The sequence below is a fragment of the Prevotella sp. BV3P1 genome, assembly GCF_000479005.1.
Taxonomy (GTDB): domain Bacteria; phylum Bacteroidota; class Bacteroidia; order Bacteroidales; family Bacteroidaceae; genus Prevotella.
Genome location: NZ_AWXC01000016.1, coordinates 1 through 22,408, shown reverse-complemented (window position 1 = coordinate 22,408; position 22,408 = coordinate 1). Strand labels below are relative to the sequence as shown.

Sequence of the window (22,408 nt, the reverse complement as noted above, 5' to 3'; positions counted from 1 at the left end):
TAATAACTTTATAAACAATTACTTTTGCAAAATATTTATGATTTGTTAACCAATAAATGCTTGCAGTTATTACGAAAAGTTCGTAGATTTGCGAATGATAAGCAATCGATGGACTGACATCAGACAATTGCTTACGGTTTAAGTTGATAATACGCAAGATGATGAATATGGAAAAATTGACAGTACAAGAAGAAGAGGTCATGCAACGTATATGGCAATTAGGAAGTTGTACGGTAAAGCAAATATTGGGTGAACTGGGTACACCTCCACCGCCATACACCACAGTTGCATCGGTGGTGAACAACCTCAAACGCAAAGATTTTGTAAATCAAGAACAGCGAGGGAACACCTACGTTTACTCTCCTGCTATTCCAGAAGAGAAGTACAAACAGCACTGTATGTCGCGTTTTGTTCGTGATTACTTTAGTAACTCGTTCAAGGACATGGTGTCTTTCTTTGCGAAAGAAGAGAAACTGTCTTCTGAAGATTTGCAAGACATCATTGACCAAATTGAGAAGGGTAATGAATAAACACCTTTCCCTATCGCTGTTTAGAAAATAATAGATTTGAACAAGTACCCTTAAAAATACAGATTATGCTTATCTATCTCGTCAAAGTGAACATAGCCCTCATACTGTTGTATGGCTTTTATCAGATGTTTTGTGCCAAAGACACGTTCTTTGGCTGGAGAAGAAGTCTTTTGTTAGGCATTTATGCCATCGCCTTCTTGGTTCCATTGATGCCAATAACCCATTGGCTCATGACCGCTGAAACCTCTCAAGGAATGGCATTAACGTACCGACAAGTAGTGCTTCCTGAGCTCACTGTTGGAGCAAAGAAGACCGAGTTGTCTTGGATGAACGTGGCGCAATGGATATATATAGGTGGGGCAGTGGTACTCTTGCTTCGGATGTTGGTGCAAGTAGGCATGATTGTGGCCATGATTATCCGCACCAAAACGCGCGAGATAGACGGTTGCAAGGTACATATCATCAAGGGCAAAGGCAGTCCGTTCTCCTTTTTCCAATGGATATTTGTAAATCCCGACGCACAAACGCCTGTTCAACTACACGAGATATTGGTGCACGAGCAGACACATGCCAGACAATGGCATTCGATAGATGTCATTTGTTCCGAACTCTTTACCATCGTATGTTGGATGAATCCTTTCGCATGGTTGTTAAGACGAGAGGTGAGAATGAACATAGAATATTTGGCAGATCATCGAGTGGTGACAAATGGAATCAACTCTAAAACTTACCAATACCACCTATTAGGATTGTCGTATCAAAAGAATGTAGCTACAATTTCAAATAACTTCAATGTTTTACCATTAAAAAAAAGAATCAAGATGATGAACAAACGCAGAACAAAACCCGTAGGAAAGGTAAAATACTTGTTTTTCCTTCCGCTCGTAGCCGCACTCCTCGCCGCGAGCAACATAGAGAGTATTGCACGCTCTATCAGTGAACAACCCACTATTGTGAAGAAAGATGCCGTAAAAGTTTTGCGGCAGACGCAACCACAAAAACCCAAAAAGAAACGGACACCTGTCAAAACACAGAAGAAAGGTGGCACCGTAAAAGATAATGACGATAAAGTGTATTCAGTATCATCAGTGATGCCACAATACGAAGGGGGCATACCAGCTTTAATGAATTTTTTGGCAACAAACATGAAATATCCCGTAGAGGCGCAGAAAAAGAAAATAGAAGGGCGCGTCATCGTGAGTTTCGTTGTAGAAAAAGATGGATCGCTTTCAGATTTTAAGGTTGTCAGATCTATTGACCCATTATTAGATGCGGAAGCCCTCAGAGTGGCAAAGTTGCAAAAGAAATGGAAGCCTGGTTATGAAAAAGGCAAGCCTGTGCGGGTTCAATACACGCTTCCCATCACTTTTAAGTTGAAATAAACTTGTCGATCAATGAAGCGAATGTGAATAAATACGCGGCTCTTTCATAGAAGAGAAAGGTTTTTGATGAGGAAAACAATCTTTGTTCTATTGTTTCAACAATCATTCTAATGAATGAAATGAATCGCATTGCTTGTTTTCATTCGCTTCATTTTGCGTCATTTGTTATAACAACAATGCCACTTTTGTGAAGGTGCAGCGTCGTTTTTTTCATCTCATTTTTGGCAAAAGAATTTGCTGTTTCTATCTTATTATTTTACCAAAAAACGACCAGCTAAAACCTTCAAAATAGAAAAAATCAATAGGCAAACAGGCTGCAAGCGAGGAGATGATTTGAACATAATAAGCGGCTTTCAATGTCAGAGCATTGACTTTAAAGCCTTGGAAACATGCTCTATTGGCGTTACTCGCATGCAATACCAGTATGAAAGCATACACATTGGAGACTTATCTCAATGCTCTTGTCGCCCAAAAAAGATAAAATTATGAATGAAAAAAGACGACTTGAATATAACACACTCAATGTCAATGGATTATAAAAGTTGCTCATAATTTGCGTATTTGCGACCAACTTTGCCGTTGGTTGTTTACACGAGAATTATGAGCGGCACTTTGTAAAGAAAAATCAGCTTTTATAATCCTTTCATGCAGCGTATCTCTAACCCGAGATACGCTCATGGATGCGGGTAATACCGAGTGGCAAGCGGAATGATTTCTGTTGGAATCAGTTGGTTTACATCTTCGCCTTGCTGGATGCGTCGGCGCACTTCCGTGCTGCTGATGTTGTAGAGAGGCGTGTCCAACACGTGGACGTTGTGAGGCAAACTTTGTTTGTTGATGGGAGCGTTGAGGCGAGGATAGATGATGATTTCGTACTTTTGCAGGATTTCTTGATAGTGTGCCCACTGATTGAATACCAGCCAGTTGTCGGCTCCGATGATGAGTGCGAATGATACTTCGGGATGCTCGGTGGACAAATGTCGCAGCGTGTTCCAGGTGTATGATGGTTTGGACAGGTGAAATTCGGTATCGCAGGCGATGAGTTTCGGCTCGTTCTGCAGGGCCGTGCGTATCATTTCCAAGCGCAAATGGTCGTCGAGCAATTCGTTTTGGGGTTTCAGGGGATTCTGAGGAGACACCATGAACCATATTTCATCCAAGGCGGAAAGCCTGAGAATATGCTTTGCCAACTGGACGTGCCCGTTGTGAATGGGGTTGAAAGACCCACCATAGATGCCTACTTGTTTCATCGTGCCGGGTGATTTCACGCTTCCTTTCCTTCCAAAAATGTGCGGATGATTTCCAATGTTTCCTGTTTCGCCTTTGCCAAATCGTCATTGATTACGATCTTGTCAAATTGAGATGCGAACGACAGCTCGTATGAAGCCTTGGCCAATCGGTCTTCTATGACACTCTGTGCGTCGGTGGCACGCCCTTCTAACCGGCGGCGAAGCTCATCTACCGAGGGTGGTTGTATAAAAATACTCAGTGCCCTTTGCCCATAAAACCGCTTGATGTTGATGCCGCCTTTGACATCTACGTCGAACACAACGTTTTGACCGGCAGCCAACTGTTTGTCCACTTGTGCTTTCAGGGTGCCATAAAAGCGGTCTTCATATACCTCCTCGTACTCCAAAAACTCATCGTTGTCAATACGTTCGCGAAACTCCTGAGGACTGACGAAGAAGTATTCCACACCATCTCGTTCCGTACCTCTTGGCTTACGACTGGTACACGAGATAGAGAAAGCCAGTTTGAGTTCGGGGTGTTCTTGCATGAGCCAGTTCACGATAGTGCTCTTGCCACTGCCCGAAGGAGCCGAGAAGATGATGAGATGGGATGAGGGCCTCCCCCCGCCCCTCCTAAGGAGGGGAGCGTTGTCCGTGGACTTTGTGTCTTGTACGGTTTGCTGTTTGTTTTGTTCGTTTCGATGATTCATGATTTGTCTTATTTGTTTAAGTACGTTTTGTGTGTCTGCCAACACCTCTTCGTTTGTGAATCGTATAACCTGATAGCCAAAAGATTCGAGATAAGCTGTTCGTTGTTCGTCAGAGATGAGTTGGTCGCCAATGAAATGATAACCTCCATCCACCTCAATAATCAACTGTTTGGAAAGGCATACAAAATCGGGTATATATTGGCCAATCAAATGCTGTCTTCTGAATTTTGCACCCAAATGATTTCCCTTTAAGTATTCCCAAAGTGCGGCTTCAGCCTGCGTTGGGTGTTTCCGATGTTGCAGTGCACGCTCTTGCAATACTTTGTATAAAGAAGCATCAGCTGTCTCGTATTTATATCTTTCTTGCCTGTTTTTCGCCATTTCCTTGATGACAGTCGTAAGAGTGGTGAACAATGTTCATGAAAATAGCCATTCCCTCTATCCCAAAGTACAAATTGTACAGCTCCCTTATGTTTAAATAGCGTGATAATTGCCTATCGCTTCTTCCTCCTTAGTTTATAGCTCCCCTCCTTCGGAGGGGTTGGGGGAGGCTGTGTTTTCTAGGGCTTACAGCGCATTGAACACCTGCTCTTTGATTTGTTCCAGTTCGTCTTTCATCTTCACCACGATGTTCTGTAACTCTGCGAGATTACTTTTCGACCCCGTTGTGTTGATTTCTCGGCCCATCTCTTGTGCGATGAAGCCCAGTTTCTTTCCAACGGGTTCGTTCTCGTTCATGGTGGTGCGGAAGTATTTCAGGTGATTAGCCAGTCGTTGTTTCTCCTCACTGATGTCGAGTTTCTCGATGTAATAAATCAATTCTTGCTCCAGACGATTCTTGTCATACTCAACATCAGGTATCTGAGAGAGGCCGTCAACGATGCGAGCGCGTATCTTTTCAACGCGCAACTTCTCGTACGGTTCAATCTCATTCAGCAGGTTGGTGATGTTGTCCAGCTTCTCGGTGAACTTCTTTTGCAGTGCGGCACCTTCTTGTTTGCGGAAGTCGATGAGCTGGTTGAGAGCCTCTGTGATGGTCTTTTGTGCGACAGCCCATTCTTCATCATCAAGCACTTCGGTCTCGGTCTTGATGGTCACATCGGGAAGAGAGAGTAAGGTGCGGAACCAATCTTGCGGTTCGGGCAGTCCGGTCGTGGCTGCTATTTGTTTGATTTGCTTGTAATAATTCTCAACAACCTCGCTGTTGATGGGAGAAAGGTCTGTTGATGCGTCTTTTTCTATCCAGATAGAGAAGTCTATCTTGCCCCGTTCCAACGCATGAGCGACTTGTTGGCGAATCTCTAATTCTTTCTCTCGGTACAGTGGGGCGATACGTGTAGAGAGATCAAGCGACTTGCTGTTGAGTGATTTGATTTCGACATTGATTTTCTTTTCCTTGTAGATAGTGGTTGCCTTTCCGTAACCTGTCATCGATTGTATCATAATTTCAACACGTTAAATTTATGCAAAAGTAATCTTTTTGCAGGAAAAAAGCGTAAATTTGCATTTTATTTAGGTAATATTTACGATACGTATGTCGTGTATTTTAAGCATAGAGACAAGTACAGACGTGTGTTCCGTGGCCGTAAGCCAAGATGGAACATGCATCTTTGAGAGAGAAGATCACAGCGGTCCCAACCATGCCGTGAAGTTGGGCGTGTATGTAGACGAGGCACTGTCGTTCATAGACAGTCATTTAATTCCACTCGATGGCGTAGCTGTGAGTTGCGGACCGGGTTCGTATACCGGGCTGCGAATTGGCGTATCGATGGCCAAGGGCGTTTGCTATGGGCGTTCGGTCAAGTTGATTTCCGTTCCAACCCTCGAGCTGTTGTGTGTCCCCGTGTTGTTGAGCGAGCAGATACAAGAGGAAGATGCGTTGTTGTGTCCCATGCTGGATGCCCGTAGAATGGAAGTGTATGCGCAGCTTTTTGACCGTTCTTTGAAAGAGATTCGACCGATACAAGCAGACGTAGTGGATCACGACACCTATAAATCATATTTGGATGAGCATCCCGTATATTTCTTTGGGAATGGCGCGGAGAAGTGTTTGGACGCCATCAACCACCCCCATGCGCATTTCATCAAAGGCGTAGAACCCTTGGCCAAGAACATGTTTCCATTGGCGGAGAAGCGCATGATGAACGAACAGTTCGAGGATGTGGCCTATTTCGTACCGTTCTATTTGAAGGACTTTGTGGCCAAATCACCCAAGAAGTTGCTTTAAGAACATGGGGTTCGCTGCGACGAGGCTTTTAGTTGATAAATAAATTGAACTATGGATATTGAAGGATTAGATTATAATACCCAGCGTGAGAAACTCATCTTGCCCGAGTATGGCCGTGAAGTGCAGAACATGGTAGACCATGCCATATCGCTCACCGACAAGGATGAGCGTCAACAATGTGCCGAAACCATTGTCGCAATCATGGCTCGAATGTTTCCACAGAGTCGTGAGAACGAGGATGTTCAGCGGAAAATGTGGGATCATCTTGCCATCATGAGCAACTTTAAGCTCGACATCGACTATCCTTATGATGTTTCGCAGGCGGCTAAGATTTACGCAAAGCCCGAACCATTGAAATATCCCATGAATCGAATTCCTGTGCGTCACTATGGAAACATGGTGTTCGAGATGTTCGAAAAGCTCAAGACTATGAAGCCTGGTGACGAACGTGACGAGTTGGCTCGCATTACAGCAAACCAGATGAAACGCAACTTAATGCAGTGGGGACACGGCTCCTCGGATGATGAGAAGGTGGCTTTCGACCTTGAAAAGTTCACCGACGGCAAGATTGTTCTTGACCTTGATACTTTCAAGTTCGACCGAATGGATGCGCGTCCCAACGATAGAAGGAAAAAGAGACGATAGGCGTATGGAGGCATTTGTCATTGAAGGCGGCCATCAGCTGAGCGGAACAATCAAGCCACAGGGTGCCAAGAACGAGGCGTTGCAGGTAATTTGTGCGACGCTTCTTACCTCCGATCCTGTCACAATCAAGAATATTCCAGACATTCTTGATGTCAACAACTTGATCAAATTGATACAAGAGATTGGGGTCAAGGTCAACCGAATCAATAAAAATGATTATGTTTTCCAGGCAGACGAGGTTAATCTCGACTATCTGGACAGCGACGCTTTCGTTAAAAAATGCTCATCCTTGCGCGGCTCTGTCTTGATGATTGGCCCTTTGTTGGGTCGCTTTGGCAGGAGTACCATCGCCAAACCAGGCGGTGATAAGATTGGTCGCCGCCGATTGGACACCCACTTTCTGGGTTTTAAAGCACTGGGAGCGAAGTTTAGGCATGACGCAGTTCGTGACGTTTATCACATAGAAACAGCAAACAAGCTCAAGGGCTGTTACATGCTCTTGGATGAGGCTTCGGTTACAGGAACGGCCAACATCATCATGGCAGCCGTGATGGCAGAGGGGACAACCACCGTGTACAATGCGGCTTGCGAGCCCTATATCCAACAGTTGTGCCATCTGTTGAACGCCATGGGAGCCAACATCAGCGGTATCGCATCAAACTTGTTGACCATTGTTGGCGTCAAGTCGCTGCACAAAGCCAAACACACAGTCTTGCCAGACATGATTGAGGTGGGGTCGTTCATCGGCATGGCAGCTATGGTAGGCAATGGTGTGAGAATCAAAGATGTGGCTGTTCGGCACTTGGGAATCATCCCCGATACCTTCAGACGCTTGGGAATTAAAATCAAGATTGAAGGCAACGATCTGTTCATTCCCCGTCAACCTCATTACCAAATCGACTCGTTTATCGATGGTACCATCATGACTTTGAGCGATGCCCCATGGCCAGGACTTACGCCCGACTTGCTGTCGGTGCTGTTGGTGGTGGCAACACAGGCGCGAGGTTGCGTGCTTTTTCATCAGAAAATGTTTGAAAGCCGACTGTTTTTCGTGGATAAACTGATTGACATGCGTGCTCAAATCATCCTATGCGACCCGCATCGCGCGGTGGTTATCGGGCATGATCGCCAATTTAGACTGCGTGCCGGTCGCATGACCAGTCCCGACATCCGTGCCGGTATCGCACTGTTGATTGCGGCATTGAGTGCAGAAGGTACCAGCAGAATAGAAAACATCGCCCAGATAGACAGAGGGTACGAGGACATAGAGGCTCGTTTCAACGCGTTGGGCGCACATATCACGCGCGTCGATGATTAAGGAAGAAGATGTTTACCGCATAGGCAAGATTGGCAAACCGCATGGTGTTAAAGGCGAGTTGTCATTCCATTTCACCGACGATGCGTTCGACCGTACGGAGAGTTCCTATCTCATTTTGAAGATAGATGGCATCTTTGTACCTTTCTTCTTGGAGGAATATCGCTTCAGAAGCGGTGAGACGGTCTTGGTGAAGTTTTGTGATGTCGACTCACAGGACAAGGCTCGACAGCTGACTGGCTGCGAGGTTTTCTTCCCAAGGGCAATTGCTGAGTCGGATGATGCCCATCTCTCTTGGGCGCAAGTCACCGGGTTCTCCTTGAAAGATGCGCAAACTGGTCAGCTGATTGGCATCATCAATTCGGTAGATGACAGCACGGAAAACGTGCTGTTTGAACTGGAAGACGGCACTTTGATACCCGCCAATGAGGACTTGATACGGCAAATAGACGCGCGGAACAAAGAAATAACGATACAATTGCCCGACGGCTTGCTCGACTTATCAGACAAGTAAAGCCGTTCGGCACTTTTCCATAACGATCAATGAAGAAACAAATATGTATATTAGGCTCAACAGGCAGCATCGGAACACAAGCACTCGATGTCATCGAGCAGCATGCCGACTTGTATGAAGCCTATTGCCTCACCGCCAACAACCGGTATGAAGAACTGGCCGAGCAAGCCCGAAAGTTCAGGCCAGCTGCGGTAGTCATCGCCAACGAAAGTCTGTATGAGCCGCTCTGTCGGTTGTTGGACGACTGTCCTGAGGTGAAGGTTTATGCGGGCAAGGCGGCGCTTGATGAAATCGTACAGGCCGAACCGATAGACATGGTGCTTACGGCACTGGTTGGATTCGCTGGGCTTTCGCCAACCATTCAAGCCATCAAGGCGCACAAGAAAGTGTGTCTGGCCAACAAGGAAACGCTTGTTGTGGCGGGTGAACTGATTTGCAAGTTGGCTCAACAGTATCATGTACCTATTCTACCAGTCGATTCTGAGCACAGTGCCATCTTCCAATCTCTTGTAGGTGAAGATGACAATGAGATTGAAAAGATATTGCTGACGGCCAGTGGCGGCCCTTTCCGCACGTTCACGCTGGAGCAGATGAAGGACGTTACCGCTGCAGATGCACTCAAACATCCAACGTGGGAAATGGGTGCCAAGATAACGATTGACTCGGCAACGATGATGAACAAGGGCTTCGAGGTCATCGAAGCCAAGTGGCTTTTTGGCGTTCCAGCCGAAAAAATACAGGTACTTATTCATCCACAGAGCATCGTCCACAGTGCCGTTCAGTTCGTAGATGGTGGTGTGAAGGCGCAACTCGGCGTGCCAGACATGCGTCTGCCGATACAATATGCGTTCTCGTTTCCTAAGCGATTGCATCTTGATGGCGATCGTTTGGACTTGTTCCAGCAGCCCTTGGAGTTCTTTGAGCCCGACTTCAAGAAGTTCAAATGCCTGGCTTTGGCCTATGAATCCATCCGTCAGGGCGGCAACATGCCCTGTGTGGTGAATGCTGCCAATGAGGTGGTGAACGAGGCTTTCCGACAAGGACGGTGTACTTACCTGGGCATGGCTGACGTCATAGAGAAGACCATGGAGCGTGTCGCCTTCGATGCCGCACCCACCTATGGAACCTATGTCGAGACAGATGCTGCGGCTCGACGCATGGCTAACGAATTAATCACAAAATGATCATGGAGATGCCAGGGTGCCTGTCCTCATGTTCAAGCCCCTGTCGGCTCCGAAAACTCATCAAATAGAAATGGAAATATTCTTAATCAGGTTGCTTCAGTTTGTGCTGGCAATCTCCTTATTGGTCCTCTTGCACGAAGGCGGACACATGTTTTTTGCCAAGCTCTTCGGTGTAAGAGTTGAAAAGTTCTTTGTCTTTTTCGATGTCGGCATCGGCAAGTGGAAGGGCCATCTGTTCAGTTTCAAGCCCAAACATAGCGACACAACCTATGGTATGGGATGGCTTCCGTTGGGCGGCTATTGTAAGATAGCGGGTATGATAGACGAGAGTTTCGATACCGAACAGATGAAAAAGCCGGCCGAACCGTGGGAGTTTCGCTCTAAACCCGCATGGCAACGCCTGCTCATCATGATTGGTGGTGTTACCGTCAACTTTCTCTTGGCTCTTTTTATCTATTCCATGGTGTTGTTTTATTGGGGCGAATCGTACGTTCTGGTCAAGGACATGACCCACGGAATGCGGTTCAACCAAGAAGCCAAGTCGTATGGATTTCAAGACCATGACATCCTTGTGGGTACCGATCAAGGAGCGTTCAAGGATTTCAACGCCGACGTTTATCGTGACTTGTCTACCGCCAAACGGGTAGACATCATGCGCAACGGGAAGCACATGAGCATCAACCTGCCCGGTGACCTGAACCTGTTGTCCATGCTGAAGAGTACCCCTCGCTTCGTTACACCGTTTGTATTGGCCGATGTAGACAGTGTCATGCCCGATGGAGCAGCGGCTAAAGCCGGTGTCAAAAAGGGTGATCGCATCGTTGCCATCAATGGTAAGCCTGTTGATTCTTGGAACGCTTTCCAAGACGAGGTGGGCGTGTTGAGTGATCAACTCATGGCGGCTAAGACCCCGCAAGACAGCATGAAGATTCGAACGGCTTCCATCGCGTTCATGCATCCGGGCGCCTCAAAATCCGATACGGCACAGGTTGTGCTGAGCAAAGATTTGCTTTTGGGCGTGGGCATGACGAGCATTTACTCGTATTATCAACCCACCAAGAAAGAATACGGCTTCTTCGAGAGCTTCCCAGCAGGTGCAAAATACGGTTGGCATGTACTGGCAGGATATGTAGGCGACATGAAATATGTGTTTACCGCTGATGGTGCCAAGTCGTTAGGAGGCTTCGGTGCTATCGGAAGTCTGTTCCCTCCCGTATGGGATTGGCACATGTTCTGGCTCATGACGGCCTTCCTCAGCATCATCCTGGCTTTCATGAACATTCTTCCTATCCCCGCTTTGGATGGTGGGCATGTACTCTTCCTGCTCTACGAGATGATAACTCGTCGCAAACCCAGTGAGACTTTCATGGTGCGTGCCGAATACATCGGCATTGGTATCTTACTGCTTTTAATGATCGTAGCCAACCTAAATGACGTGTTGCGCTGGCTGGGAATCATCACCTACTAAGGCAATACGGCCTTAATCTATATACGAAGAGGCAAGGTGCGTGAGATTGTTTGCACCTTGCCTCTTCGCTTTATACTTACTTCTTCTTGACTTCGTCACTCAAAAACACACGTATTCTACAACTAATTGATAAACACTATTTTCTATCTTTGCGTCACCTAATTTTGGGTGACACGAAAGGATTTTCAACTATGTTTATCAAAAGAAAAGACATCGTTCCAGCAATATCGGTGTGTTATTCTATAATGTCACCACAGGAAAAATGTTGTTGCGCATCAAACTCTATGATATTGCACTCTAAACTCTATGACATTGGACACTAAACTCAATGACTTTGGACGCCAAACTCAATGACATTGGATATCACCCCCAAAACCAACACTAAAATAGGAAATATAGAATTGAGGTTTTAGTTCACGAGTTGACGAGTTGTCTAGTTTACTAGATTTACAAGTTTTGCTAGTTTTGCTAGAAATACTAGTTTTCCTAGAATTCCTAGTTGGTTAGTTTACAAGTTGATAGCATTGCCATTCACTCCCCTCCCCTTTGGGGAGGGGTTGGGGGTGAGGCTGTTCGTTCCCAGTCTATCTGGTACAATCGGCTGTCCAGGTTTCCTTACCCTTTACATAAAGGATATGAAGTTTAGATTCGTCAATCTTGATTCCCTTCAAACCATCTGAGCCTATATTCACGAAGGTGTTGTCGTCTTTTTTCGCAAACTTGATGTTGGTCAGGTCGGGAATGCCATTGTTGAAGTGAAACGAATACCTGTTCCCCAGTTTGACAACTGTTACTTTGCCATCATTGGCCGAAATCTTTTTATCCGTTCCGAGTTTGGCATACGATATTTTCCCTTTATAAACGTCTGTGAACACTTCGGCCTCTGCTGGATCAGTGTCATCACTACAAGCTGCAAATCCCACTGATAAAAGCAGGGCACATACGAAAATGGATAATGTTTTTAATGTTGTTTTCATAACTTAATTGTTTTAATTTTCATCACAAATATAAGAAAAACAGAGCAAAAGTTCAAAATAATTTACATATTTTACCACAGAATGCTCAGTATTTCTGACAAATTGGTGGTTTTAATCCCTGGAATTAGTTTTCTGTCAAATTTGTTCACATATAAAAAGGGAGGCGCACACCTGGTGAATGTAACTGAATATCGTTCATGAACCGTCAACTATGATGTCCCGAAAAAGATAATCTGTTTTCTTCCGTTTCATCGCTTTTTTCAATATAAATATGTATTTTTGCAAGGTATAGTCCGTGCGGCTTTGGGCATGTCAGTCATTACTTTTTACTTGACTGCTGTGTCAGGGACAGATAAAACGATACGCAATCATGTCAGAACAGAAATTAAGATTTGCCCTTTTTGGCAACGAATACCAACCTGAGAAAACAGCCTTCTTCCTGCGAATTATCGAGGAGTTGCAGGCACACGGTGCTCACGTAAGCATTGATAGCACGTTTTACGACTTCTTATGTCAAGATGTTCATTTCAAATCGGAGACCGTACAGCGGTTTGAAGGACAAGACTTCGATGCCGACTTTGTGATTTCCGTGGGTGGAGACGGTACCTTTCTCAAGGCTGCCCGACGTGTGGGCATCAAACAAATTCCGCTGATAGGGGTGAACACCGGCAGACTCGGTTTTCTTGCCAACATCCTTCCGAGTGAGTTAAAGGAAGCCGTTGCTGATATTTACGCCCACCATTACGAGTTAGAGAGGCATTCGGTCATCCAATTAGAAACCAACGGAGAACCCTTAGACATCAACCCTTACGCCCTCAACGACATTGCTATCCTGAAGCGTGACGATGCTGCGATGATTACGATTCGTGCTTGCGTGAACGATGACTACTTGGTAACCTACCAAGCCGACGGTTTAGTAATTGCGACACCTACGGGTAGTACGGCATACAACTTGTCAAATGGAGGTCCCATCATGGTGCCATCAACCAGCAATTTGTGTCTCACACCTGTGGCTCCACACAGTCTGAACATCCGTCCTATCGTGATTAACGACAACAACGTGATTACTCTCACAGTAGAATCACGCTCGCACAACTTCCTCGCTGCCATTGACGGTCGCTCTACAAAGTTAGGTGAGCATACGCAACTGACTATTCGCAAGGCTCCTTTTGCAACCCTATTCGTCAAACGGTTCGGTCAACGTTACTTCTCAACCCTGCGTGAAAAGATGATGTGGGGGGCAGACACAAGGGGATAACACATAGACACAGCAGCTTATGAACATCCGACAATGGTTTAAGATTCCTACCCCCAAATATTCCGCCAGGGTTATTTTCAAATGGCTTTGGCGTGCTTGGCGTGGCAATCAGTTGCAAGCTATCCTCAATGCCGCCATTGGTTTGCTCTCTGTAGTGGTGAGCTTAGCACAAGTGTGGGCTGTACAGCATGCCATTGACGTGGCGTCTGGACACGCGGAAGGTTCTATCTACTGGTCTGTAGGGGTGATGGCTTTGCTCGTTCTTTGCGGCTTCGCCCTGCGTATCTGTTCCATTTGGGTGCGCAACATATTGGGCATCAAGGCGCAAAACCGTATGCAGCAACGCATGCTCGACCGCATTTTGCGGTCGGAATGGACGGGAAAAGAGTCGCATCACTCAGGCGATGTACTCAATAGGTTGGAACAGGATGTAGGCACGGTGGTAAGTTTTCTAACCGAAACTATTCCTAATACCATTTCGGTAGTGGCAATGTTTGTGGGCGCTTTCTTGTATCTTTTCTCTATGGACAAAGTACTTGCCTTCGTCATCGTAGGCATTATTCCGGTGTTTGTGCTGTTAAGTAAGCTGTATATTGGACAGATGCGAAGGCTCACCCGACAGGTACGCGACTCGGATAGCAAGGTGCAAAGTGTGCTGCAAGAGACCATTCAGCACCGTATGCTCATCAAGACTTTGGAGAGCGACAGCATCATGGTGGATCGATTGGAAAGCACACAGAGCGAACTTCGGCATCGGGTGGTAAAGCGAACGGCATTTAGTGTGGTGTCAAACTTTATCCTGAACGCAGGATTCTCTGTGGGTTATCTCATCGCTTTCTTATGGGCAGCGTTGCGAATGGCTGACCAAACGCTGACTTTCGGAGGCATGACGGCGTTCTTGCAATTAGTAAATCGCATCCAAGGACCAGCGCGCGACCTCACTCGCTTAGCACCTGTGTTTGTCGGAGTCTTTACGGCAGCCGAGCGATTGATGGAACTCGAGGAGAATCCCTTGGAGGAACAAGGCGACCCTATCCCCCTGACAGCACCGTGTGGGGTGCGCTTGGAGCACATTACCTACGCATACGACGATGGCGACAGTAATGTGATTGAGCAGTTGGACTTTGATTTTTACCCTGGTTCGTGCACGGCTGTCTTGGGCGAAACGGGCGCAGGAAAGACCACATTGATACGACTCATCTTGGCTCTGTTGCATCCCAATGAGGGGAAAGTCATCCTATACAATCAACAAGAGCAAAAAGAATTGTCGCCCTTGATGCGCTGCAACTTTGTGTATGTGCCACAGGGAAACACGCTGATGAGTGGCACGATTCGCGACAACTTGCGCTTGGGCAAGCTCAACGCTACGGAAGAGGAAATAAAAACAGCGTTGGAAATGAGTTGCGCCTCGTTTGTTATGGAGCTTTCTGACGGCTTAGACACCGTTTGTACGGAAGCAGGAGGCGGACTGAGCGAAGGACAGGCACAACGTATCAGCATTGCCCGAGCCTTGTTGCGCAACCGTCCAATCATGCTGTTCGATGAGGCTACCAGTGCTTTAGACCCCGAGACGGAGCGACAGCTCTTGCATAATATTCTCTCTCATCACGACAAAACCGTGATATTCATTACTCACAGACCTGCCGTAGTTGACTACTGCGACCAAACGTTACATCTACAAAAACAATAATTAATCATGAAAAGAATTGTATTTCTCACACTTTGCTTGTTTTGCACAGTTGCAACAGTGTTGGCACAAGATGATGATGCCAAGTATGCCACTCAGCTTTTAGAGGTTGGAACGGCAGCACCAGCCCTTGCACTGCCCACCATCAACGGCGAAACCTTATCGCTAAACGACTTCCGAGGGAAGTATGTAGTGTTGGAGTTTTGGGCTTCTTGGTGTCCCGATTGTCGCAAAATCACACCGAAAGTGGATGAGTTGGGGGCAAAATATGCTGACCATGGCGTGGCTTTCATACACGTTTCGTTTGATACCCAGAAAGAGGCATGGACCCAATACGTACAGCAAAATTGGAAAAATAAGCAAGCATACCATGTTTGTAACTTTGAGAAGATGAAAGAATCGAAAGTGGCAAAGGATTTTCACATCAAGTGGATTCCCTCCTTCTATCTTATCTGTCCAGAGGGAAAGATTGTCATGAGAACGGTGATGGTGGAAAAAATCGAGAAAAAATTAGCCGAGCTGGTGCAACTTTCAAAGTCATGCTGTCGTCTAAAAGCCAAATGATACATCTCAAAGACATCAACAAGACCTATTTTGGCGCACAGCCCTTGCACGTTCTCAAGGGCATCACGCTTGACATAGAGGAAGGCGAATTTGTCTCTATCATGGGCGCATCGGGCTCGGGGAAGTCTACCTTATTAAATATATTAGGCATCCTCGACAATTATGACAGTGGTGAATATGTGCTTTCGGGTACACTCATCAAAGACCTGAGCGAAAGGCGTGCCGCCGAATACCGCAACAAGATGATTGGCTTCATCTTCCAATCATTCAATCTCATCGGCTTCAAGACAGCGGTAGAAAACGTGGAGTTGCCCTTGTTCTACCAAGGAGTAAGTCGCAAAACACGCCATCAACAAGCGCTGGAGTATCTCGACAGATTGGGATTGGCGCAGTGGGCAGACCACTACCCTAACGAGATGTCGGGTGGACAGAAACAACGTGTCGCCATTGCCCGTGCGCTGATTACCAAACCACAGATTATCTTAGCCGACGAACCGACAGGAGCTTTGGACTCAAAAACCAGCGTAGAGGTGATGCAACTGCTCAAGTCACTCAACCAAGACGAACACATGACCATTGTCGTGGTAACGCACGAGAGCGGTGTCGCCAACGAGACAAACAAGATTATCCATATCAAGGACGGACTGATAGGACGCATTGAGGAGAATCTCGACCATAACTCAAGCCCGTTCGGGACAGGAGGTATCATGAAATAATGCTTAAAATAAATCGGAAATGAGAGACATCTTAACAGAAATATGGGCGACCGCACGACGCAACAAACTGCGCACTACCCTCACTGGGTTTGCGGTAGCGTGGGGCATCTTCATGCTCATATTCCTGTTGGGAGCAGGCAACGGACTGATCAATGCCACGCAACAGAACTCAAATAGGTATCTCAATACCTCCATGGTGATATTTGGCGGACAAACCTCAAAGGCACACAAAGGACTAAAAGAGGGGCGCAAGATAGAGTTGAACGACCGTGATATGGAAATCACCCAAGACCGATTCAGCGACAACGTGGAAGAGGTGGGTGCCGAACTCGACCATGGCAACACCACTATGAGCCATGGAAAAGAGTACACTGCCGCTAACATCAGTGGCGTATATCCCAACGATTACATCATCAACAAGCGTGACATGATCTATGGAAGGTTTATTAATAAGATAGATATCAGAGACCGCAGGAAGTCGATTGTCATCAGTGATGACATGGCAAAGGAGCTTTCACCCACGGGAAATGTGGAAGATATGCTGGGGCAAATCGTGAGAATGGAAGACTTAGCGTTTCACATTGTGGGTATTTATCAAGTAGACAAGAGCATGATGGGTACCGATGCGTTCATCCCTTTCACCACCTATCGCACCATATATAATGTGGGCGACAAGACAGGCAACATCGTTTTCTCATTCAAAGGCTTGGAGACAGAACAACAAAACGAAGCTTTCGAACAGCGATACCGTGCTAATCTCAACGGCAATCACGGTGCTGCGCCCGACGATGAAGAGGCAGTTTGGATATGGAACCGATTTACTCAAGCCATGCAGATGAACACAGGAATGGGGATGTTACGCACGGCATTATGGATAGTGGGCATCTTTACCCTGCTCAGTGGCATCGTCGGAGTTTCCAACATCATGCTCATTACAGTGAAAGAGCGCACTCACGAGTTCGGCATCCGCAAGGCTATCGGCGCCACACCATGGTCTATCCTGAGGCTCATCATCATTGAGAGCATCATCATCACCACCTTCTTCGGATACATCGGCATGGTGTTAGGCATTGCAGCCAATGAATACATGAATGCCACCATTGGCAACATGAAGGTTGATTCGGGCATGTTTACCACCACCATGTTTGTTAATCCCACCGTTGGACTTGACGTTTGTATCAACGCCACGCTACTGATGGTGGTGGCAGGCACTATCGCTGGACTCATTCCTGCACGCAAGGCGGCACGCGTAAGACCCATTGAAGCACTTAGAGCAGAATAAGCCATGAAGTTTGATATCGACACATACAAAGAGATTATCGAGACACTCTCGCGCAACAAGAGCCGCTCTTTCCTCACTGGCTTCGGTGTTTTCTGGGGCATCTTCATGCTCATGGGACTCATCGGAGGTGGACAAGGGTTCAGAGAGTTGCTCAATCGGGTGTTCGAAGGCTTTGCTACCAACTCTTCAGTCATCTTCGCTCAACCCACTACCAAGCCATACGACGGCTATCGGAAGGGGCGACAATGGACATTAGAATATAAAGATGTGGAGCGTATCAAGGCGAACGTACGCGACTTAGACATCGTTACACCGGGACTGTCGCAATGGGGTGGAAACGCTGTGTTTGGCGACAAGAAGAGCAATTGCAACGTCAAAGGGCTGATGGCGGATTACGCTAAGGTGGAAACGCCACACATGTACTACGGTAGATACCTCAACGAAATGGACATGCAGCAACGCAGGAAGGTGTGTATATTAGGCAAGAAAGTGTACAAGAACTTGTTTCCAGGCGGCGGAGACCCTTGCGGTCAGCTCATTAGAATAGACTCTATCTACTACCGTGTCGTAGGTGTAGACTATAGTGCAGGTAACATGCAAATCAATGGGTCGGCAGAAGAGAGCGTCGTCATACCGCTCCCGCTGATGCAACAAGCGTACAATTTGGGGCAAACCGTTCACGTTATTTGTGTTACTGGGCGTCCTGGGGTCAAAATGAGCAAGATAGCACAACCCATGAGGGATGTCATCGCCCGTGCGCACCACATTGATCCGACCGATGAAAAGGGCATCACGGTGTTCAACACCGAAGTGATGTATGGCATGGTTGACAGTCTTTTTGCCGGTGTCAACTTCTTGGTATGGCTCGTAGGTATCGGTACTTTGCTGGCTGGAGCTATCGGTGTGTCCAATATCATGATGGTAACGGTGCGCGAACGAACCACAGAAATTGGCATCAGGCGTGCCATTGGCGCCACGCCACGCACCATCTTAGGGCAGATTATCGCAGAGAGCATCATCCTGATAGCGGTAGCTGGCATGAGTGGAATACTCTTTGCCGTCATCATTCTGCAGCTGGCAGAGATGGGCAGCACCACCGATGGCTTTACTGCTGCACATTTCCAAGTGGGCTTTTGGACTGCCGTGGGCGCTGTCATCATGCTGTCTTTACTCGGTGTCTTGGCAGGATTGGCTCCTGCACTGAGAGCCATGTCTATCAAACCTGTGGATGCCATGCGAGACGAATAATCCAAATAAGAAAACTAATCATAGAACCTATTCATGATACACACTGCCGACTGCAGAACGAGTTGCGCATTGTGAACCATACATTACACCATTATGAAAAAGAATATCAAATTTATCGTTGCAGGCGTTATCGCCCTCATCTTCATCGGAACATTTGTTTTCCTATGGTTCAAGTCACGCCCTCAACCCGAGGTTTACGACGAGTTTACCCCCAAGATGTCGAACCTGAAGAAGGTAACTGTCATCACTGGCAAGATTGAACCTCGCAACGAGGTGAACGTGAAGCCGCAGATTTCGGGTATCATCACCGAGATTATGAAAGAAGCGGGCGAGATGGTGCAGGCTGGAGAGATTATTGCAAAGGTAAAAGTGGTGCCTGATATGAACCAATTATCAAACGCCCAGTCACGCGTTCGTTTGGCACAAATCAACGTGAAGCAAGCGAAAGTGAACTACGACCGTGAGAAGAAGCTCTACGACAAAGGATTGGTAGCAGGCGATGAGTACGACAAGATACGGCAAGCCTACCAACAATCGCAAGAGGAAGTGAAGGCTGCACAGGACAACTTAGAGGTGGTTCGCGATGGTGTGTCAAAGAATAATGCCAACACCAGCAGCACACTCATACGCTCCACCATTAGCGGTTTGATTCTTGATGTACCTGTAAAAGTGGGCAACACGGTCATCTTGAGCAACACCTTCAACGACGGAACCACCATTGCCACGGTAGCCAACATGGGCGACCTTATCTTCCGAGGCAACATCGACGAGACAGAAGTGGGACAACTGTCTGTAGGCATGCCGATGAAGATAACCATCGGAGCCTTGCAGGACAACACCCTACAGGCGTCTCTCGAATATGTTTCGCCCAAAGCTGTTGAGCAAAACGGCGCCAACCAATTTGAGATTAAAGCCGCCATTCGTAACATCCAGGGCAAGAAGATACGCAGTGGATACAGTGCCAATGCCGAGATTGTACTGGCAAGTGCGCAAAACGTGCTGACTGTTCCCGAGAGTGCCATCGAGTTTAGTGGGAAACAAACCTATGTATACATCGTCAAGGGCGATAAGGACAACAAGACTTACGAGCGGCGAAAGGTAGAAACAGGCATGAGCGACGGCCTGAACATCGAGATAAAAAGCGGCTTGAACAAGAACGAAAAGGTGCGCGGACCAAAGAAAGTGAAAGAAGATTAAGATGAAGCAATCGTGCTTTGCCATCTTGTGCGCACGCTCTTGCCATGTCATTCGTTTGTAAGTCATGTTGAATTCCGCCATAAATAGTTTGGCGTATGGTTCATTTTGCTGGCTGTTTTTGTATTAAGTGTTCAATAGCTCACATTGTAGAAAGCCGATGAAACGAAAGATAAAGTTGAAAAGAAAGTAGAAAAAGCGGCAGACGACATCGCCAAGAAGGCTGACGAGGCAAAAGACAAGGCTGCTGACGAGGTAGAAAGCTCTGGCTTTTGGCAGAAACTGAAAGACATCTTTGGGTTTAAATAACCCATAGCGGCGACGCATCCAGATGGGACAACACGCGTGCCATGGCGCACGCGTTGTTGTGTTTTTTGACAAATTATCGCCTCAAAAACGGCATCTGTAAACTTTCAAAATAGAAAAAAACGATAGGCAAACAGGCTGCAAAGTGGAGTTGATTTGGCCAGAAACAGCAAATTCTGGCGGTAGAGCATTGACTTTACCCGCTAAACAGCATCACTTTGGTCACCAATCTGCATGACTTTGCCACGCAAGAGCATGCAGATATGACTATTAATGCAATGCTTTTGCCCATCTAAAAGCTTGCCATGCGGTGCGAAACCGTGTGACATAAGCGTAAACCGCTATGTATTAATAACATACAAACTCGTCGAATTTTGGGCGTATTTACAGCAAGAGGCAGGTTTGTTTGCAAATTCTTCAAGCATGAAGAGAGCTGTTGTCAAAAATATTCATGCTGGTTAATTGGCATACAGCCATTCACAACAACATTTTAGTTGCCAAGTTTGTAGGGAAGCACCAGTCGTGTTTCCCTATATTTTTTATACCTAAAAAAGGCATGGCGTTAGGGATAGACGTAACTCTTGAGGATATGAAGACTCATGTTGTTATGCCTTTCATCATTTGCTCCAATTGATGAACAGCCTCAGCCATTTCACTCGCAAATGTTTCTGACGGCTGCAAAAAGGATTCACGACCCCTTGCCAACAGGGCATACAATTCTTTGTTCATGCCATCCACATACGAACTGATGGCATATTCAATGTCTTCTTTCTGCCACTGCATGGTTGAATAACGATACACTTGCCACTTTTGATGGAAAAAACTATAAGCTGTTTCTATGCTGTCTTTGGGAATCATGAGGTGAGTTGATGAGTTGGTAAGTTTATAAGTTGGTGAGATGATGAGTTTGTAAGTTGTTGAGTTGGTGAGTTTTTGAGTTGACAAGTTGGTGAGTTTGTAAGTTGATAAGTTGATGAGTTATTGAGTTAATGAGTTAAAAGTTGATGAGTTAAGAGTTTACCTCATCGTTGCATAACGCACCGTTGATGGCACATCAACAACTACCAAACCCTGTTCAGCTCGGCTGAATATTGAAATCCGCCAGCTGCCAGACGCTTTTCCAGTTCTTCCCTATCTACATTGAAGTGATAACAGATTTGGTCGAGATTATCAAACTCCTCATCACGCAACAAAAAGTTGATGGCCGATACCAACATCGGCGTATCATGCAATGGTAAATGATCCATATTTCTTTCTCCTATCAATTAATGAATGCAAGCAAAGTTACAACTTCCTGTATCCATGTTTCCTGCGACCAAGAGCCTCAAACGGGCATGGTTACGGGCGAATACAAAGGTAATTAAAAAATTATGATCAATATTGATAAGCGTCAAAAAAACGTTCGTCGAAAAAATAAGATGGCGCCACGTAGAGTCAACCAGCAAGTGCAAAATTACAAAACGTGTTTGAAGAACTCGCACTTTGGTGTAGAAAAGTTTAATTTTTCTCTCGGTCTTTCGTTCAATTTCTTTTGTATCGACATAATTCTCTTTTCTGTATAATGTTCAAACGAATCCTTTTTCGGTATATATTGTCTGATTAGTTTATTTGTATTCTCAATAGCTCCCTTTTGCCAAGAACAATATGGATCAGCGAAGTATACGGGCACGCCTAAGAACTTGGTAATGTCCTTATGTGCTGCAAATTCAGGTCCGTTGTCTGTTGTAATGGTCTTCAGAATGTCCTTGTATGGTAGCAGCAGTTTCCTAACTACCTTTGCCAGAGGCTTTGACTGCTTTCCAAATGGCAGTTTCTGCATAAGCAGCATATTGGTTGATTTCTCTACCAGTGTGAGTATGGCATGCTGGTCAGGGTCTACGATCAAGTCCATCTCAAAATCTCCAAATCTCTTCCCGTCAACTTCCTTACTTCTTTCATGGATACTCAACCTGTCTTTAATTGGAAGATGTCT

General features: G+C 46.2%; 22 protein-coding genes. 15 read left to right on the top strand and 7 right to left on the bottom strand.

Annotated features, from left to right (window positions below; genetic code table 11):
* Positions 1–161: 161 nt before the first annotated feature.
* Both HMPREF1254_RS03785 and HMPREF1254_RS03780 read left to right on the top strand, forming a co-directional pair.
* On the top strand, positions 162–530 hold the full coding sequence (locus HMPREF1254_RS03785; RefSeq protein ID WP_025072043.1) for a BlaI/MecI/CopY family transcriptional regulator: 369 nt from the start codon (positions 162–164) through the stop codon (positions 528–530).
* 65 nt (positions 531–595) lie between these two features.
* The gene (locus tag HMPREF1254_RS03780; protein WP_023057327.1) at positions 596–1,912 is read left to right on the top strand and encodes a M56 family metallopeptidase; all 1,317 of its coding nucleotides are present in this window, start codon (positions 596–598) and stop codon (positions 1,910–1,912) included.
* A gap of 674 nt (positions 1,913–2,586) precedes the next feature.
* Here the strand turns inward: HMPREF1254_RS03780 and nadD are convergent.
* From nadD to HMPREF1254_RS03765, 3 genes are all read right to left on the bottom strand, one after another.
* Entirely contained in the window at positions 2,587–3,162 is a 576-nt protein-coding gene (gene nadD / locus HMPREF1254_RS03775) for a nicotinate (nicotinamide) nucleotide adenylyltransferase (RefSeq protein ID WP_023057329.1), read from the bottom strand.
* Positions 3,163–3,176: 14 nt separating this feature from the next.
* Positions 3,177–4,232, bottom strand: a complete 1,056-nt coding sequence (gene gmk, locus HMPREF1254_RS11650) for a guanylate kinase (RefSeq protein WP_023057321.1) — start codon at positions 4,230–4,232, stop codon at positions 3,177–3,179.
* Positions 4,233–4,418: 186 nt separating this feature from the next.
* Positions 4,419–5,294 (bottom strand): YicC/YloC family endoribonuclease, encoded by an 876-nt coding sequence (locus tag HMPREF1254_RS03765; RefSeq protein ID WP_004350879.1) that lies wholly within the window; start codon positions 5,292–5,294, stop codon positions 4,419–4,421.
* A 91-nt stretch (positions 5,295–5,385) separates the two neighbouring features.
* On the opposite strand from HMPREF1254_RS03765, the gene tsaB reads away from it, so the two are divergent.
* From tsaB to rseP, 6 genes are all read left to right on the top strand, one after another.
* Complete coding sequence (tsaB, locus tag HMPREF1254_RS03760; RefSeq protein ID WP_023057317.1) at positions 5,386–6,078, top strand: tRNA (adenosine(37)-N6)-threonylcarbamoyltransferase complex dimerization subunit type 1 TsaB; 693 nt, start codon at positions 5,386–5,388, stop codon at positions 6,076–6,078.
* A gap of 51 nt (positions 6,079–6,129) precedes the next feature.
* Positions 6,130–6,723 carry a DUF4290 domain-containing protein gene (locus tag HMPREF1254_RS03755; RefSeq protein WP_023057311.1) on the top strand — a complete coding sequence of 198 codons (594 nt, stop codon included), beginning with the start codon at positions 6,130–6,132 and terminating at the stop codon, positions 6,721–6,723.
* 4 nt (positions 6,724–6,727) lie between these two features.
* A complete protein-coding gene (gene murA, locus HMPREF1254_RS03750) occupies positions 6,728–8,041 on the top strand; it encodes a UDP-N-acetylglucosamine 1-carboxyvinyltransferase (RefSeq protein ID WP_023057314.1) in 1,314 nt (437 codons plus the stop codon).
* The gene (rimM, locus tag HMPREF1254_RS03745; RefSeq protein ID WP_023057315.1) at positions 8,034–8,552 is read left to right on the top strand and encodes a ribosome maturation factor RimM; all 519 of its coding nucleotides are present in this window, start codon (positions 8,034–8,036) and stop codon (positions 8,550–8,552) included. The genes murA and rimM overlap by 8 nt, the downstream gene beginning before the upstream one ends.
* A gap of 29 nt (positions 8,553–8,581) precedes the next feature.
* Positions 8,582–9,736 carry a 1-deoxy-D-xylulose-5-phosphate reductoisomerase gene (locus HMPREF1254_RS03740; protein ID WP_023057330.1) on the top strand — a complete coding sequence of 385 codons (1,155 nt, stop codon included), beginning with the start codon at positions 8,582–8,584 and terminating at the stop codon, positions 9,734–9,736.
* Positions 9,737–9,806: 70 nt separating this feature from the next.
* Entirely contained in the window at positions 9,807–11,204 is a 1,398-nt protein-coding gene (gene rseP / locus HMPREF1254_RS03735) for an RIP metalloprotease RseP (RefSeq protein ID WP_036878337.1), read from the top strand.
* 584 nt (positions 11,205–11,788) lie between these two features.
* Here the strand turns inward: rseP and HMPREF1254_RS03730 are convergent.
* Positions 11,789–12,181 (bottom strand): hypothetical protein, encoded by a 393-nt coding sequence (locus HMPREF1254_RS03730; RefSeq protein WP_023057318.1) that lies wholly within the window; start codon positions 12,179–12,181, stop codon positions 11,789–11,791.
* 370 nt (positions 12,182–12,551) lie between these two features.
* On the opposite strand from HMPREF1254_RS03730, the gene HMPREF1254_RS03725 reads away from it, so the two are divergent.
* From HMPREF1254_RS03725 to HMPREF1254_RS03695, 7 genes are all read left to right on the top strand, one after another.
* A complete protein-coding gene (locus tag HMPREF1254_RS03725) occupies positions 12,552–13,439 on the top strand; it encodes an NAD kinase (protein ID WP_023057328.1) in 888 nt (295 codons plus the stop codon).
* Between the two features lie 19 nt (positions 13,440–13,458).
* Positions 13,459–15,129, top strand: coding sequence for an ABC transporter ATP-binding protein (locus HMPREF1254_RS03720; protein WP_023057323.1), 1,671 nt, complete (start codon positions 13,459–13,461; stop codon positions 15,127–15,129).
* A gap of 6 nt (positions 15,130–15,135) precedes the next feature.
* Complete coding sequence (locus tag HMPREF1254_RS03715) at positions 15,136–15,690, top strand: TlpA family protein disulfide reductase (RefSeq protein ID WP_023057319.1); 555 nt, start codon at positions 15,136–15,138, stop codon at positions 15,688–15,690.
* On the top strand, positions 15,687–16,406 hold the full coding sequence (locus tag HMPREF1254_RS03710; RefSeq protein WP_036878296.1) for an ABC transporter ATP-binding protein: 720 nt from the start codon (positions 15,687–15,689) through the stop codon (positions 16,404–16,406). Before HMPREF1254_RS03715 ends, HMPREF1254_RS03710 begins: the two co-directional genes overlap by 4 nt.
* Before the next feature lie 19 nt (positions 16,407–16,425).
* Positions 16,426–17,688, top strand: coding sequence for an ABC transporter permease (locus tag HMPREF1254_RS03705; RefSeq protein WP_023057313.1), 1,263 nt, complete (start codon positions 16,426–16,428; stop codon positions 17,686–17,688).
* Positions 17,689–17,691: 3 nt separating this feature from the next.
* Positions 17,692–18,936, top strand: coding sequence for an ABC transporter permease (locus tag HMPREF1254_RS03700; RefSeq protein ID WP_023057320.1), 1,245 nt, complete (start codon positions 17,692–17,694; stop codon positions 18,934–18,936).
* A 93-nt stretch (positions 18,937–19,029) separates the two neighbouring features.
* Positions 19,030–20,133 carry an efflux RND transporter periplasmic adaptor subunit gene (locus HMPREF1254_RS03695; protein ID WP_023057326.1) on the top strand — a complete coding sequence of 368 codons (1,104 nt, stop codon included), beginning with the start codon at positions 19,030–19,032 and terminating at the stop codon, positions 20,131–20,133.
* A 900-nt stretch (positions 20,134–21,033) separates the two neighbouring features.
* Here the strand turns inward: HMPREF1254_RS03695 and HMPREF1254_RS03690 are convergent.
* The 3 genes from HMPREF1254_RS03690 to HMPREF1254_RS03680 all read right to left on the bottom strand — a co-directional run.
* Positions 21,034–21,294, bottom strand: coding sequence for a hypothetical protein (locus tag HMPREF1254_RS03690; RefSeq protein WP_023057312.1), 261 nt, complete (start codon positions 21,292–21,294; stop codon positions 21,034–21,036).
* A 203-nt stretch (positions 21,295–21,497) separates the two neighbouring features.
* Positions 21,498–21,683 (bottom strand): DUF4250 domain-containing protein, encoded by a 186-nt coding sequence (locus tag HMPREF1254_RS03685; protein ID WP_036872868.1) that lies wholly within the window; start codon positions 21,681–21,683, stop codon positions 21,498–21,500.
* A gap of 206 nt (positions 21,684–21,889) precedes the next feature.
* On the bottom strand, positions 21,890–22,408 hold a 519-nt coding region (locus HMPREF1254_RS03680; RefSeq protein WP_023057324.1), incomplete at its 5' end, for an IS30 family transposase.

Excerpts from the sequence above, each read along its gene's own strand:
- HMPREF1254_RS03785 (WP_025072043.1), top strand. The coding sequence starts at position 162 with ATGAATATGGAAAAATTGACAGTACAAGAAGAAGAGGTCATGCAACGT.
- HMPREF1254_RS03780 (WP_023057327.1), top strand. The coding sequence starts at position 596 with ATGCTTATCTATCTCGTCAAAGTGAACATAGCCCTCATACTGTTGTAT.
- nadD (WP_023057329.1), bottom strand. The coding sequence starts at position 3,162 with ATGAAACAAGTAGGCATCTATGGTGGGTCTTTCAACCCCATTCACAAC.
- gmk (WP_023057321.1), bottom strand. The coding sequence starts at position 4,232 with ATGGCGAAAAACAGGCAAGAAAGATATAAATACGAGACAGCTGATGCT.
- HMPREF1254_RS03765 (WP_004350879.1), bottom strand. The coding sequence starts at position 5,294 with ATGATACAATCGATGACAGGTTACGGAAAGGCAACCACTATCTACAAG.
- tsaB (WP_023057317.1), top strand. The coding sequence starts at position 5,386 with ATGTCGTGTATTTTAAGCATAGAGACAAGTACAGACGTGTGTTCCGTG.
- HMPREF1254_RS03755 (WP_023057311.1), top strand. The coding sequence starts at position 6,130 with ATGGATATTGAAGGATTAGATTATAATACCCAGCGTGAGAAACTCATC.
- murA (WP_023057314.1), top strand. The coding sequence starts at position 6,728 with ATGGAGGCATTTGTCATTGAAGGCGGCCATCAGCTGAGCGGAACAATC.
- rimM (WP_023057315.1), top strand. The coding sequence starts at position 8,034 with ATGATTAAGGAAGAAGATGTTTACCGCATAGGCAAGATTGGCAAACCG.
- HMPREF1254_RS03740 (WP_023057330.1), top strand. The coding sequence starts at position 8,582 with ATGAAGAAACAAATATGTATATTAGGCTCAACAGGCAGCATCGGAACA.
- rseP (WP_036878337.1), top strand. The coding sequence starts at position 9,807 with ATGGAAATATTCTTAATCAGGTTGCTTCAGTTTGTGCTGGCAATCTCC.
- HMPREF1254_RS03730 (WP_023057318.1), bottom strand. The coding sequence starts at position 12,181 with ATGAAAACAACATTAAAAACATTATCCATTTTCGTATGTGCCCTGCTT.
- HMPREF1254_RS03725 (WP_023057328.1), top strand. The coding sequence starts at position 12,552 with ATGTCAGAACAGAAATTAAGATTTGCCCTTTTTGGCAACGAATACCAA.
- HMPREF1254_RS03720 (WP_023057323.1), top strand. The coding sequence starts at position 13,459 with ATGAACATCCGACAATGGTTTAAGATTCCTACCCCCAAATATTCCGCC.
- HMPREF1254_RS03715 (WP_023057319.1), top strand. The coding sequence starts at position 15,136 with ATGAAAAGAATTGTATTTCTCACACTTTGCTTGTTTTGCACAGTTGCA.
- HMPREF1254_RS03710 (WP_036878296.1), top strand. The coding sequence starts at position 15,687 with ATGATACATCTCAAAGACATCAACAAGACCTATTTTGGCGCACAGCCC.
- HMPREF1254_RS03705 (WP_023057313.1), top strand. The coding sequence starts at position 16,426 with ATGAGAGACATCTTAACAGAAATATGGGCGACCGCACGACGCAACAAA.
- HMPREF1254_RS03700 (WP_023057320.1), top strand. The coding sequence starts at position 17,692 with ATGAAGTTTGATATCGACACATACAAAGAGATTATCGAGACACTCTCG.
- HMPREF1254_RS03695 (WP_023057326.1), top strand. The coding sequence starts at position 19,030 with ATGAAAAAGAATATCAAATTTATCGTTGCAGGCGTTATCGCCCTCATC.
- HMPREF1254_RS03690 (WP_023057312.1), bottom strand. The coding sequence starts at position 21,294 with ATGATTCCCAAAGACAGCATAGAAACAGCTTATAGTTTTTTCCATCAA.
- HMPREF1254_RS03685 (WP_036872868.1), bottom strand. The coding sequence starts at position 21,683 with ATGGATCATTTACCATTGCATGATACGCCGATGTTGGTATCGGCCATC.